Raw genomic sequence first — 12,590 nt, forward strand, 5'->3', positions numbered from 1 at the left:
ACCGTCCTCCCGCGTTCGAACATCGGTCGGTCTCGACGTCGGTCTCATGGCGGCCCCTCGGACGGGCCACGGGCTCCGGCGGCGCCACCGCGGGCGCACCGTCCGAACGGCGGCGGCGCGGTGCCCGCACGCGAAAACCGCCGTCGGGCACCGGGCCGAACGCGACGCGAGGGGGTACCGAGATCCCAGCACGCCCTGTCGCCGCTTTCGCACCGGCCGCGGTATCCGACGGATATCCGGAGCACAGGGCCCTGTCTGCTGTTTGTCCTCGTTCCAGTACGCGCCCCCGGGCGAGGGGCTGTCAAGCGCTGTGGGTTTCCGCCCCGTCACAGCCTGCTACCGGATTCCCGGTCCCGCCGCCGCGCCCGCCGCCCCGGCGCCGACCGGCCCGCCTCCGCGCCCCCGCGGCGCCGGGCCGCCCGGGGCGCCGTCGGGGGAGCGTCCAGGGCCCCATGGCCGGGCGGCCCCGGAGGCCCGCCCACCCGCCCGGCCCACCGCCGCCGGCCCGCCCCGACCGGTCGCCGTCCGATCATGACCCGTCACCTGACGTGGTCTCAACCACTGGGACAAAAGCCCAGGTTGGCGCCGAACCGGACCGCCCGGCTTGACGGAATTCGCCAACCCCTTGCCCCGCGCGCACCGGGCATTGACCTGGGCATGACGTCGTGTGAGGGTTCGGGCACCCGAGCGCGGACGGCCCGCACGGCCGTCCCCCTGATACGGCTGCGCGGCGCGCCACCAGCCCCTGCCGTCCGCGGTCGAGGACCCCCACATGCGAGGAGCCTCGATGCAACGCAGAGTCACCGCAGGCAGGTTGCTGACCACGGCGACCACCCTGACCGTGCTGGCCGGCATGATCGCCGCCGCCACGGGCCCGGCCACCGCCGCGCCCACCCCCTCCCCGGCGCCGCCGAGCGCCCTGGCCGCCGCCGTCAACGCCGCCGACGCCGTCGCCGCGGCCGGACTGGACGCGCTGGCCAAGGGCCCGGGCGAGACCTACGAGCGCAAGACCGTCACCCCCTGGCTCGGCGGCCTCTACTCCGTCTCCTACGAGCGCAGCTACCACGGCCTGCCCGTGGTCGGCGGCGACGCGGTCGTCCTCGCCGACTCCCAGGGCAAGGTCCGCGCCCTGCAGTCCGCCGCCACCGGCCCCGTCGGCGGCTCGACCGCCCCGCAGGTCAGCGCCGAGCACGCCGAGAAGACCGCCCGCACCAAGCTGGCCGCCGTCGACTCCGTCGAGTCCCGCCGCCTGGTCGTGCGCGTCAAGGACGGCACCGGCCGCCTGGCCTGGGAGACCGTCCTCACCGGCCACAAGGGCAGCGCCCCCAGCCGCCTGCACGTCTTCGTGGACGCCACCACCGGCGAGGTCGTCGACAGCTACGACGACGTGCGCGCCGGCACCATCAACAGCGAGTGGAACGGCCCCGCGCCCGTCACCATCAGCACCACCAACTCCGGCGGCTCCTACTCGCTGCGCGACCCCAACCGGCCCGGCCTGTCGTGTTCCGACTACAGCACCGGCCAGGTCTTCTCCAAGTCCAGCGACTCCTGGGGCACCGGCAGCGCCTCCAGCAAGGAGACCGGCTGCGGCGACGCGATGTTCGCGGCCCAGAAGGAATGGGACATGCTCCGCGACTGGCTCGGTCGCAACGGGCACAACGGCAACGGCGGCAGCTGGCCGGTCAAGGTCGGCCTCAACGACGTCAACGCCTACTGGGACGGCAGCACGATATCCATCGGCCACAGCCAGGCCAACAAGTGGATCGCCTCCATCGACGTCGTCGGCCACGAGTTCGGCCACGGCATCGACCAGTACACCCCCGGCGGCGCCAACAACGAGTCCGGCCTGGGCGAGGCCACCGGCGACATCATGGGCGCGCTGACCGAGTCGTACGCCAACGAGCCCGCCCCGTACGACTCCCCGGACTACACCGTCGGCGAGATGATCAACCTGGTCGGCAACGGCCCGATCCGCAACATGTACAACCCCTCCCTGGTGAGCAACAACCCGAACTGCTACTCGGCGTCGATCCCGCAGACCGAGGAGCACGCGGCGGCCGGCCCGCTGAACCACTGGTTCTACCTGCTGGCCGAGGGCTCCAACCCCGGCGGCGGCAAGCCCACCAGCCCCACCTGCAACAACTCCTCCGTCACCGGCATCGGCATCAAGGACGCCGGCCGGGTCTTCTACGGCGGCATGCTCCTCAAGACCAGCGGCATGACCTACAAGCGCTACCGCACCGCCACCCTGACCGCCGCCAAGAGCCTCGACCCGACCTGCACCTTCTTCAACCGGGCCAAGGCCGCCTGGGACGCCGTCAGCGTCCCCGCCCAGAGCGGCGACCCCACCTGCTCCAACAACGGCAGCAACGACTTCTCGCTCTCCCTCGGCCCGGCCTCCGGCTCCGCCCAGCCCGGCGCCTCCACCACCTCCACGGTGAGCACCGCCGTCACCTCCGGCACCGCCCAGACCGTGAGCCTCACCGCCTCCGGCCTCCCGGCGGGCGTCACCGCGAGCTTCAACCCCTCGTCGGTGCAGGCCGGTTCCTCCTCCACCCTGACCCTGTCCGCCGCCTCCAGCGCCGCGACCGGGACCTACCAGATCACCGTCACCGGCACCGCCGGCGCCACCACCCACACCGCCCAGTACAGCCTCACCGTCGGCGGCGGGGGCACCCCCAACCCCGGCGGCACCTGGACCGCCGGCACCACCTACCAGGCGGGCGACGTCGTGACCTACAACGGCGCCTCCTACCGCTGCCTCCAGGGCCACACCGCCATGGTCGGCTGGGAGCCGCCGAACGTCCCGGCGCTGTGGCAGGCCGTGTGACCCGCACGCGCTGACACCCCGTGAAGCCGCTGCGCCGCGGCCCGTCGAGGGGGACGGGCCGCGGCGCAGCCGTACGCGCGAAACGCCCCGGGGGCGGCCCCGGACAACGGGCCGCCCCCGGGGCGTCGGTGCCGTGCGCGCGGCACGGCGGGCCGGTCAGGCGCCGCGGTCGAAGAGCTTGACGCGCAGCGGCTCCCGGGCCGGTACGTCGACCGGGTCCTGCGGGGAGAGGGTGAGGACGAACCCGCCGATCGCGATGACGGCCATGATGGCGACGGCGAGCGGGACGACGAACTGGGAGGCGGGCAGGCCGGCGGGCAGGAGCCGGTCGTCCAGCCGGACGGAGACGGAGGCCATCCCGGTGTAGTGCATGGCGGTGACGGCGACCCCGGCGAGGAGGGAGGCGACCAGCGAGGCGGCGAAGCCGGTGATGTTGAGGGTCATCCACAGCGCCGCGGTGGCGGCGGCCACGGCGATGGCGATGGAGACGGCCACCAGGACGGGGTCGTAGGAGACCACGCCCTGGACCTGCATGGCGGCCATGCCGAGGTAGTGCATGGCCGCGACGCCGCAGCCGGTGACGGTGCCGCCGATCAGCAGGGAGGCGAGCGTCCTGCGGCGGTAGCCGACGTACAGGACGCCGGCGCCGACGACGACGATGGCCAGCAGGAGGCTGCCGAGGGTCTCGGGGACGCGGTAGACGACGGACGAGCCGGTGACGGCGAAGCCCATCATCGCCATGAAGTGCATGGTCCAGATGCCGCAGCCGAGTTCGACCGCGGACAGCAGCAGCCACCCCAGGCGGCGGGCCGGCGGCAGGGTCAGGGCCCGTACGGTGCAGCGCAGTCCGAGCGCCGCGCCGGTGCAGGCGATGAGGTAGGACAGGACCGGGTTGATCCAGCCGTAGTGGAACCCGTCGATGTGGGCGGTGTGGGGATGCATGGTCACCTGGAGTGCGTTCGTGCGGGGGGACGGGCGGAACGCGCTTCTGCCCGGGCCGGTGCGGCGACTGCGGGGTCTGCCGGTCCGGCCGGGGATCAGGATCCGATTCCTGAAGGATCGTATAGCGACGAACAGTTTCCGCGAAATCGACAACCGGGTGAACCGATGAGGATCGGTCAGGTGAATCCGCCGGCGTCCGGCATTTCCCGGCACCTTCGCCGGTCACGTGGGGATCGGCGAAATCTCTTGCCATGCACCGGAATTGACGTGGACCCGGGCCCCGGCCAAGGGCGGCACGAGGCGGCGGAATCCATGATCGACATTACGTCGAGTAATGCGGTTTTCGCAGCGGGTGCATCCTTTTCCCTTTCGGAAAACCCCTTGGATAATCCCGCCCGTCCGGCGGGGGAGTCCTCCCGCCGAACGGCAGGGAATACCGCGGAATGCCGCGGAATTCAGCGGCGGCCCGGGATGCCGCCCGGGATGCCGCCCGGGGTGCCGCCCGGCCGACCGCGGCGGGCGGCGAAGACCCAGCGGTTGGCCGCCAGGGCGTCGTCCGGCTCCGGCGCCGGACCGCGGCCGTGCAGGGCGGTGAAGTCGTACGGGCTGCGCACGGCCACCGTCCAGCCCAGGCGGGTGAGTTCCGCGGCGGAGTCGGGGCGGGGGCCGGCGTCGAAGAGGGCGCGCAGGTCGATGCCGAGCCGCTCCCGGGCCGCGACGTACGCGGGGGCCGTGCGCACCGCCGGCGGTTCGGCGGCCACGTCCTTGAGCTCGTACGCCAGGGTGCTGCCGGGCGCGCTGAGCCGGTGCACGGTGGCCATCAGCCGCCGCTCGGCCTCGGCGGGGAGGTAGAGCAGCAGCCCCTCGGCGAGCCACGCGGTCGGCTCCGCCGGGTCGAAGCCGCCCTCCAGCAGCGGCCCGGCCCAGTCGCCGCGGAGGTCGGCGGCCAGCGGGCGGCGCTCGGTGGCGGGGGCCGCGCCCGCCGCGTCGAGGACCGCCCGTTTGAAGGCCAGCACCTGCTCGGTGTCGATCTCGTGGAGGACGCGGCCGGGCGGCCAGTCGAGCCGGTACGCCCGGGAGTCCAGGCCCGCGCCCAGGATGACGACCTGGCGCGTGCCGGCCCGCGCCGCGGCCAGCAGGTGGTCGTCCAGGACGCGGGTGCGCAGCCCGAAGTAGCGCCCGAGGCGCCCCCACAGCGGGTCGGCCTCCGCGTCGGGGACCTGGTCGGGGTGGAGGGGCCAGTGCGCCGAGGCGGGGGAGGCGCGCACGAAGTGCTCGGCGAGCGGGTCGCGGGCCAGGGCGTCGGGGCGGTGGGTCTCGATGGCGCGGGCGGCCGCCACCAGCAGGGCGGTACGGCCCACTCCGGAGGCGACGCCGTGCGCCGCGGCCGTCCCGTCCTCCGGTCCGGTCAGGGCGTGCACGGGTCCTCCTCGTGCACGGGCGCCGTCCACGCCGCGGGGTCGTCGCCGGTGGTGGTGCGGGCGCCGTACAGGACGCGCATGAACCGCAGGACCTCGTCGTGGGGCAGGTGCAGGGAGGTGGTGCAGTCCGTCAGGACGGTGATGTGGAAGCCCTTCTGGAAGGCGGTGCGGGCGGTGGAGTCCACGCAGACGTCGGCGTAGAGGCCGGCGAAGACGAGGTGCCCGGTGCCGCCGGCGCGCAGGTGCTCCTCCAGGCCGTCGCCGAGGAAGGCGTCGAAGCAGGCCCGTTTGGTGAAGACCCGCTCGCCCGGGGCCGGGGCCACCCCGTGGAACCGGGCTCCCCAGGTGCCCTCCAGGCACTTCGGCCGCTTGCCCAGCCGCCGGTCCCGCGCGCGCCAGGCCGCGCCCTGGTGGGCGGTGTCGCCGAGGAAGCGGACGAACACCACCTCCACGCCCGCGCGCCGGGCCAGGTCCACCGCCCGGACGCTGTTGGCGACCACGGCGTCCAGGACGGCGCCGTCGCCGCCGAACCGGGCCCTGGCCACCGGCCCGGTGCAGAAGTCGTTCTGCAGGTCCACCACCACCAGGGCCGTTCCCGTCCGGGCGCTCACGGCCCGCCTACCGGGGCGGTGGATCCGGTGGGCGCGCCGGGCAGGTCGAGGACGTCGACCAGCGCGTCGACCACCGCGGTGGTGGAGTGCCGGCCGCCGAGGTCCGGGGTGTGCACGCCCTTGTCGTCCAGGACGGCCAGGGCGGTCTCGACCGCCCCGACGGCGCCGGGCACCGCGGCGTGCCGCTCGGCGACGAGGGCCGCGGCGCGCAGGGTGGCCACCGGGTTGACCAGGTCGCGCCCGGCCAGGTCGTCGGCGGAGCCGTGCACGGTCTGGTACTCCACCAGTCCGGCCGCGCCGGGGCCGAGGTACACGTTCTCCGTGCAGCGGCTCTCCTGCCGCTGGGCGCCGAAGCGGTCCAGCAGGACCACGTGCATGATGTCGGCCCACTCGTTCCCGGCGATCAGCAGGGTGCGGTCCGGCAGGCCGTGGGTGATGAGGTTGCGGTTCACGGTGTCGGGCTGGAACACCTCGATCCGTATGCCCAGCCGCTCGGCGATGTCGGCGACCCAGGCGTCGAACGCGCCGTCCAGGAGATGGAACTTGTAGGCCATGACGATGCGGTCGATCCGCCCGTCGGGCCATTCGCGCCGGGCCCGCTCCAGGGCGTGGCGGACGACGGCCTCGGTGGTCTCCCGGCTGAAGGCCATGGTGCGGACGACCTCTCCCGGGGTGTGCCGGTTCTCCCCGGTGTAGAAGCCCTGGGCCTGGTCGCGGACCAGGAGCAGTGACGTTTCTCCTTCCCGTAACAGGTCGACCTTGACGGCGCGCAGGCGGTGGCGCACCAGGTACAGGGACTGGGCGTTGATCGCGGTGCGGAAGACGGCCGTGGTGCCGGCGTCGGCGAGGTCTCGGCAGAACCGCTCGTAGTGCTCCGCGTCCTGCCCGGTCAGGTCCTGGATCCCGGCGGGGCCGGCCAGCGGGCGCAGCGAGACGTAGGAGTGGTAGAGGCGCGGGGAGCGGACGATCCGCACGCCCGTGGGGCGGGCGGCGGTGAGCACCCGCAGGACGCGTTCGAAGACGGCGGCGAGCTCGGGGCCGGTGCCCCGGCCCACCGCCAGCCCGATCGCGGGCTGCCCGGCGACGGGCACCGGCGCCGGGCCGGTGCCCTGGTGGGCGGCCGGGGTCACCGGGCCGTCCCGGGGACCAGGCGGTCGCCGGGGATGCCGGCCTTCTCGGGGCGGTAGTAGTCGCGGATGCCCTCCGCCCAGACGGCGACCGGGACGCGGTCGCCGTCCACCGGGCCGAACGCGTCGAACAGGGCCGTGGTGTTCCGGTGGTCGAACCCGATCGCGGTCATCAGGGCGAGGAAGTCGGGGCGGGTGACCAGGCCGTCGCTGTCCGGGTCGCCGAGCTCGGAGAGCGCCCGGGCGAACTCGTCGATGGTGGCGTCGAAGCGCTCCGGGTCGAGCACGACGGCGGTGAACTCCTCGGGGCTGATCCGTCCGTCGCCGTCGGCGTCCAGCTCGGTCACCAGCGTGCGCCAGTAGCGCTGCAGGGCGTCGAGCAGCCGGTCCCTGGCCTCCTCGTCGGCCTGGGGGAGCGCCGCGACGACACGGCTGCCCATCAGGTCGAAGTCGGCCGGTTCGATGGCGCCGTTCCCGTCGGCGTCGAACAGTGAGAACACGAGCCCGACACGGTCGGTGGCTGCGGTGGTGGGCATGGCGGTACACCTCGGTCTTCCGGACGAAGGGCGCCGGGCCCGTGCCTCGGCGACCGCTCCACTATCCGGTCCCGGCCCGGCCGTCGGCGCGCGAAGTACGGCCGGACCACCCGATCGTGGGCAATGCGCCCGCGCGCGCATGACGGGCCGGTCGGTTGGACAGATAGTCAGGCTGGCTCGTGCGACGGCCCGCAGCCGCCGCCGGGGTGCCGTCCGGCCCCTCGCGCGTGGCGAGGGGCCGGACGACGGGGCCTACGGCGTTGCCGCCCGGCCCGTGGGGCCCGGCGAGCGGCCGCCCGGCGGGGCGGAGCGGACGGAGTCGAAGGCCTGCCGTGCCTGGCGCACCGTCGGGTCGGAGGCCTGGCGCAGGCAGGCCGTCACCTCGACCACCGCGGCGGGGCCGTCGCGGTCGATGGCGCGCAGGCCGGTCAGCTCGCGGTCGCCGCCGAGCGCCGCGCACTCCTTGTCGAGGGCCGTGTCGCCCAGCCCGGACGGGTCCGGGCCGAGCTTCTCGGCCAGCCCCTGGCCGTCCACCAGCCGGAACGCGAGGACGGCGCCGTCCACGGCCAGCCGCCCGGCGAGCGGGCAGCGGGCCGCGACCGTCGCGCACGACGGGGCCGCCCCCAGCGGCTGGGTGCCGAGGTAGCCGAACCGCTCCCGGGGGTCGGCGCTCGACGCGGCCAGGGCGTGCCAGTTCACCGGCGGGTCGAGGACCATCTCGGGCAGCCGGGGGAAGAAGACCGTCGCCCCGCTCCCGGCGGACGGTTCCCCCGGCACCGTCGGGGCGGGCGAGACCGACGGGGCCGGCGCCGCCGCCGGGGGCGACAGGACCGGGGCGGACACGGAGCCCGCGGGCCCCGTCGCGGCCCCCCGCACCGGTGTCGGCGCGAGCGCGGGCGCGGCGGCCAGCACGGCGGCGGTGAGTCCGGCGGTGAGGCCCGCGGCGAGCCCGGCCGCCCGCCGGCGGCGCCTGGACCGCTCGACCCGGGCGAGGACGCGCTCCATCCGGTCCTCCGGCGAACCGAGGGCGGGGACGGCCCGGTGGAGCAGGATCCGCAGCTCCTCCTCGTCGTCGGGCCCGCCCTCGCCCGGACCGTACGGGTCGAGCAGGTCAGCGCCGTTCACGGGGTCCCCCGTCCAGCAGGAGTTCCCGGGCCGGCAGCCGGCCGCGCAGGCCGGCCAGCGCCCGGTGCGTCTGGCTCTTGACGGTGCCCGTGCTGCAGCGCAGCACCTCGGCGGTCTCCTCGACGCTGAGGTCCTCGAAGAAGCGCAGCACCACCACGGCCCGCTGACGCGGCGGCAGCGACCGCACCGCCTCGGCGACCACCCGGCCGAGCACCACCCCGTCGTACGGGTCCGGGCCCGGCGGCGGCTCCGGCAGCTCGCCGTGCGGCAGCTCCCCGGTCCAGCGGCGCCGCCACCAGGAGACGTGGCAGTTCACCAGGACCTTCCGCAGGTACGCCTCGGGCCGGTCGGGGGCGATGCGCGTCCATTTGGGCCAGACCTTGGCGAGCGCCGTCTGCAGCAGGTCCTCGGCCTGGTGCGGGTCGCCGGTCAGCAGCCAGGCGGTGCGCAGGAGCTTGGGCCCGCAGGCGGCGACGAACTCCTCGAAGTCCGGCGGTGTCGCGTTCGTCATCCTGCCGTCGTCCCCGCCATGGTGTCCGTGCCGTTCCCGTCTGCCGTGGCGGCCGCCCGGGCCGCGTGTTCGTTCTTGCTCTCACGGCAGCTCGACGCGTCGGGGGGCGGTTCGGGTTGCCTGCGGGCGCGGACCCGCGATCCGGTCCGGGAGTCGGCCCGGTGCCCCGGGCGGTGCCGGGACCTGGACAGCGGCGCGGCACTCGTCCACGCTTCACCTCCATGACTCTCCCCCCGCACTCTCCCGGTGCCGCGCGCACCGCGCTCTTCGAAGAGGTCACCGCGGTCGGCGACGAGGCCGTCGCCCTGCTCGCCGGCTGCCGCGGCGACACCCGGATCCCCGGCGCCGAGTGGACGGTCGCCGAGGCGGCCGCCCACCTGGCGATGGCCAACGAGCTGATGGCCGCGCTGGCCGCCGGCGAGGAACGGCCGTACGGGGACGGCACCCCGGGCTCGCTGGCCGCGGCGAACGCGGCCTCGCTGGCCGAGCGGCCCGAACGGGACCCGGACGTGCTCGCCGAGGAGATCGCCCGGCGGGCACGGGAGTTCACCGTGGCGGCCGCGCCGCGCGCGGGCACCGAGCCGGTGTCCACCCCGCTCGGCCGGATGGACCTGGACACCCTCGGCGCCTACCTGCTGACCCACATGCTGGGCCACCTCTACGACATCGCCGTCGCCCTCGGCCGCCCGCACCCGATCGACCGGCGCCGGGTCGGGCTGGCGATGCCGTTCGTGCGCACGGTCATGCCGCGGGTGACGGACGCCCGCGCCGCGGCCGGCCACAGCGCCTGCTACCGGCTGCGCGGCCGGGGCCTGGACGGGTTCGCGGTCACCTTCACGGACGGCGCCGCCGCGGTGAGCCAGGACCCGCCCCGCCGCCCGGACTGCACGATCCTCGTCGAACCGGTGGCGTTCCTGCTCATCGCGCTGGGCCGGCGCAGCGCCCCCGGCGCCCTGCTGCGCGGCGAGGTGCTCGCCTGGGGCCGCCGCCCCTGGCTGGCCCCGTCCTTCCCCGGGCTGTTCGCCGCCCCCTGACCCCTGACCCCTGACCCCTGACCCCTGACCCCGCCGGGCGGCCGCCCGGGCCGGGGCCGGGGCCGGGCCGGGTTACGCCGGACCGGGGGCGCGGGCCGCCGCGCCCCCCTCGGCGTCGCGGCACGCCCCGCAGGTGTTCCAGCGCGGCCGGCCGGGCCCGGGGGAGCGGTGCGGGGCGAGGGTCATCTCGGAGGTGCGCAGGCCGCACAGGGTGAGCGGCCCGCAGACGCCCGAGGCCTCCGCGGGGGCGGCGTGCGCCATCCGTACCGGGTTCTCGGGGTCCGCCGGCACGCGGCCGGGGCCGAGGATCCGCACGTTGGTCGGCGTATCGGGTTCGAGCACGATGACGGTGTCCACCTCCACAACCTCGCCGCAACGCCGCCCCCCTGCACCCGCACAGCGGCATCCGGCCCAGCCCCGGCGCCCCGGACGTCAGGGGCGGCCCCCGCCCCGGCGGGTCCGGGGCGTCACAGCCGGTCGTAGACGGCGGACAGCCGCTGCAGCACCTCGGTGGCCCGGTCGAGGGCGGCGTCGTCGTAGTCGCCCAGGTCGCCGTGCAGGGCGTCGGCCAGCGCCCGCTGGCGCTGGTCGTGCAGGGCCCGGCCGGTGTCGGTGAGGGCGACCAGGACGGAGCGCTTGTCCTCGGGCTGGCGGGTGCGGGTGACGTAGCCGGCCGCGACCAGGCCGTTGACCAGCTGGGTGGTGGCGGCGCCGGTGGTCTCGGTGCCGGCGGCGAGCCCGCCGATGCTGAGGGGGCCCTGTTCGGCCAGGGTGCGCAGGGCCCGGGCGTGGGTGAGGGAGAGCGCGCCCGGGGTGCGGGTGGCGCGTCCGCGCAGCCGGGCGTCGGCGGCGCTGAGGCGGTAGGCGGCGCGCGCCAGGCGGTCGAGCGCCCGGGCGCGGTCGTCGGTGGGTGGCGGCTCGGCCATTGGTCGGTCCTCTTCGTCGGGTTGACAGCAGCCTAGCCTCGGGACTTAATAGCTAAGTACTTATTCATTAAGTGCTTAGCCAACTGGATCCCGCCGGGGGACCCGCAACCGGATCCCCCCGTCGGACCCCGTAGAGGAGACCGTCATGACTGTCCGTTCCACCGGCCAGAGCTGGGCCCTGGACATCGCCCTCGCCCAGGGCGGCTTCGACGCGCTGCACCCCGAGGCCGTCGGCACCATGGAGCAGCTGGGCCACGACCACACCGACTTCGCCAAGGTCTTCGCCCTGGTCAGGAGCGGCGCGATGCTGCCCAAGGCGTGGGCGACGGTGGCCGGCCAGGCCGAGGAGCGCGCCGCCCACCACGAGCGCGGCGGCTTCGCGCAGACCGCCGCCGACCTCTACCTGAGGGCGGCCGTGATGTGGGGCCGGGCGCAGTACTCGCTCTTCGACGCCGCCGACCCGCGCAAGGCGGCCATGCGCGAGCACGCCAACCACTGCGTGGAGCGCCTGGGCGCGCTGCGCGAGGGCCGGGTGCGGCGGGTGGAGCTGGACTTCGAGGGCTCGCGGATCTTCGCCCTGCTGCACCTGCCGGCCGGGCCGGTCCGCAACGCGCCGGCCGTCATCCTCGGCCCCGGGATGGACATGATCAAGGAGGACTACATCTGGGCGGCCGAGCGCTACTACACCTCGCGCGGGATGGTCGCGCTGTCCATCGAGGGGCCGGGCCAGGGCGAGAGCCGCGCCGGCGGGCTGACCGTCGACCTCGGCAACTACGAGCGGGCGATCGGCCGCTACCTCGACCACCTGGCCGCGCTCCCGGAGGTCGACGCCGACCGGATCGGCATGTTCGGCATCTCGATGAGCGGCTACTGGGGCTCCCGGGCCGCCGCCGCCGACGGCCGCCTGGCCGCGCTCGCCGCCTTCGAGGCCGTCACCGGGGACTTCGCCACGATCTTCGAGCGCGCCCAGCCGACCTTCAAGAACAACTACATGTACATGGCCGGGTACACCGACGAGGAGGCCTTCGACCGCGACCTCGCCCACCGCATGCCGCTCGGCGACCTGGTGGCCGACATCGCCTGCCCGGTGCTCCACGGCATCGGCGAGTTCGACGAGCTCACCGACCTCGCCCAGGCCCTGGAGAGCTTCGAGCGCATCCGGGCGCCGAAGGAGCTGCGGGTCTACGAGGACGAGTTCCACCCGCTCGGGGGAGTGGCGGCCGAGGTCTTCCGGTTCGGGGCGGAGTGGCTGGAGCGGGCCCTGGCCGGCGAGTTCACCGACCCCGGACGGGACGTGCGCCACTACGTCCACCGCGACGGCCGCACCACCGACGGCAGCGCCGACCCCACCTGGTGGCTCGGCACCGCCCCCGCCCCGCTCGCCGCTCTGCGCCGCGGCTGACCCTTCGCGGACGGACGGCCACGCCCCGGGGCACCTCCATGCCCCGGGGCGTTCCCCCAGGCCCGGCGGTGGCCCCCCCCGAACCTCGCTATACACACCATGTATACATGGTGTGTATAGTCCTT

At 75.1% G+C, this 12,590-nt stretch carries 11 protein-coding genes and 1 pseudogene; 3 read left to right on the forward strand and 9 right to left on the reverse strand.

Annotated elements, in window-relative coordinates:
* Nucleotides 1–817: 817 nt before the first annotated feature.
* A pseudogene (locus ACLWS4_RS23230) lies at nucleotides 818–2,791 on the forward strand (M4 family metallopeptidase); the annotation flags it as partial.
* 195 nt (nucleotides 2,792–2,986) lie between these two features.
* Here ACLWS4_RS23230 and ACLWS4_RS23235 read toward each other — a convergent pair.
* The 7 genes from ACLWS4_RS23235 to ACLWS4_RS23265 form a co-directional block, all read right to left on the reverse strand.
* On the reverse strand, nucleotides 2,987–3,772 hold the full coding sequence (locus tag ACLWS4_RS23235; protein WP_416875180.1) for an MHYT domain-containing protein: 786 nt from the start codon (nucleotides 3,770–3,772) through the stop codon (nucleotides 2,987–2,989).
* Between the two features lie 455 nt (nucleotides 3,773–4,227).
* Nucleotides 4,228–5,184 (reverse strand): SAM-dependent methyltransferase, encoded by a 957-nt coding sequence (locus ACLWS4_RS23240; protein WP_416875181.1) that lies wholly within the window; start codon nucleotides 5,182–5,184, stop codon nucleotides 4,228–4,230.
* The gene (locus ACLWS4_RS23245) at nucleotides 5,181–5,804 is read right to left on the reverse strand and encodes a cysteine hydrolase family protein (protein ID WP_049658999.1); all 624 of its coding nucleotides are present in this window, start codon (nucleotides 5,802–5,804) and stop codon (nucleotides 5,181–5,183) included. Before ACLWS4_RS23245 ends, ACLWS4_RS23240 begins: the two co-directional genes overlap by 4 nt.
* Nucleotides 5,801–6,934: an isocitrate/isopropylmalate family dehydrogenase gene (locus ACLWS4_RS23250; RefSeq protein ID WP_388048370.1), complete on the reverse strand. Its 1,134-nt coding sequence runs from the start codon at nucleotides 6,932–6,934 to the stop codon at nucleotides 5,801–5,803. The genes ACLWS4_RS23245 and ACLWS4_RS23250 overlap by 4 nt, the downstream gene beginning before the upstream one ends.
* The gene (locus ACLWS4_RS23255; RefSeq protein ID WP_416875123.1) at nucleotides 6,931–7,467 is read right to left on the reverse strand and encodes an EF-hand domain-containing protein; all 537 of its coding nucleotides are present in this window, start codon (nucleotides 7,465–7,467) and stop codon (nucleotides 6,931–6,933) included. The genes ACLWS4_RS23250 and ACLWS4_RS23255 overlap by 4 nt, the downstream gene beginning before the upstream one ends.
* A 252-nt stretch (nucleotides 7,468–7,719) precedes the next feature.
* Complete coding sequence (locus ACLWS4_RS23260) at nucleotides 7,720–8,592, reverse strand: hypothetical protein (protein ID WP_416875124.1); 873 nt, start codon at nucleotides 8,590–8,592, stop codon at nucleotides 7,720–7,722.
* A complete protein-coding gene (locus ACLWS4_RS23265) occupies nucleotides 8,579–9,103 on the reverse strand; it encodes a SigE family RNA polymerase sigma factor (protein ID WP_074005406.1) in 525 nt (174 codons plus the stop codon). Before ACLWS4_RS23265 ends, ACLWS4_RS23260 begins: the two co-directional genes overlap by 14 nt.
* A 221-nt stretch (nucleotides 9,104–9,324) precedes the next feature.
* Between ACLWS4_RS23265 and ACLWS4_RS23270 the strand changes: the two genes are divergently transcribed.
* On the forward strand, nucleotides 9,325–10,137 hold the full coding sequence (locus ACLWS4_RS23270) for a maleylpyruvate isomerase family mycothiol-dependent enzyme (RefSeq protein WP_074005407.1): 813 nt from the start codon (nucleotides 9,325–9,327) through the stop codon (nucleotides 10,135–10,137).
* Nucleotides 10,138–10,209: 72 nt separating this feature from the next.
* Here ACLWS4_RS23270 and ACLWS4_RS23275 read toward each other — a convergent pair whose 3' ends face one another.
* Together ACLWS4_RS23275 and ACLWS4_RS23280 are read right to left on the reverse strand one after the other, a co-directional pair.
* A complete protein-coding gene (locus ACLWS4_RS23275) occupies nucleotides 10,210–10,494 on the reverse strand; it encodes a hypothetical protein (RefSeq protein ID WP_117484918.1) in 285 nt (94 codons plus the stop codon).
* 110 nt (nucleotides 10,495–10,604) lie between these two features.
* Entirely contained in the window at nucleotides 10,605–11,063 is a 459-nt protein-coding gene (locus ACLWS4_RS23280; protein WP_387821475.1) for a MarR family winged helix-turn-helix transcriptional regulator, read from the reverse strand.
* Nucleotides 11,064–11,208: 145 nt separating this feature from the next.
* Between ACLWS4_RS23280 and ACLWS4_RS23285 the strand changes: the two genes are divergently transcribed.
* A complete protein-coding gene (locus tag ACLWS4_RS23285) occupies nucleotides 11,209–12,465 on the forward strand; it encodes an alpha/beta hydrolase (protein ID WP_380739699.1) in 1,257 nt (418 codons plus the stop codon).
* Nucleotides 12,466–12,590 lie beyond the last annotated feature (125 nt).

The sequence above is a fragment of the Kitasatospora sp. SC0581 genome (assembly GCF_048159585.1).
In the GTDB taxonomy this organism is placed as follows: Bacteria; Actinomycetota; Actinomycetes; order Streptomycetales; family Streptomycetaceae; genus Kitasatospora.

Bases quoted from the DNA above. Each gene is read 5' to 3' on its own strand.
- ACLWS4_RS23280 (WP_387821475.1), bottom strand. From the start codon at position 11,063: ATGGCCGAGCCGCCACCCACCGACGACCGCGCCCGGGCGCTCGACCGC.
- ACLWS4_RS23285 (WP_380739699.1), top strand. From the start codon at position 11,209: ATGACTGTCCGTTCCACCGGCCAGAGCTGGGCCCTGGACATCGCCCTC.
- ACLWS4_RS23235 (WP_416875180.1), bottom strand. From the start codon at position 3,772: ATGCATCCCCACACCGCCCACATCGACGGGTTCCACTACGGCTGGATC.
- ACLWS4_RS23255 (WP_416875123.1), bottom strand. From the start codon at position 7,467: ATGCCCACCACCGCAGCCACCGACCGTGTCGGGCTCGTGTTCTCACTG.
- ACLWS4_RS23270 (WP_074005407.1), top strand. From the start codon at position 9,325: ATGACTCTCCCCCCGCACTCTCCCGGTGCCGCGCGCACCGCGCTCTTC.
- ACLWS4_RS23265 (WP_074005406.1), bottom strand. From the start codon at position 9,103: ATGACGAACGCGACACCGCCGGACTTCGAGGAGTTCGTCGCCGCCTGC.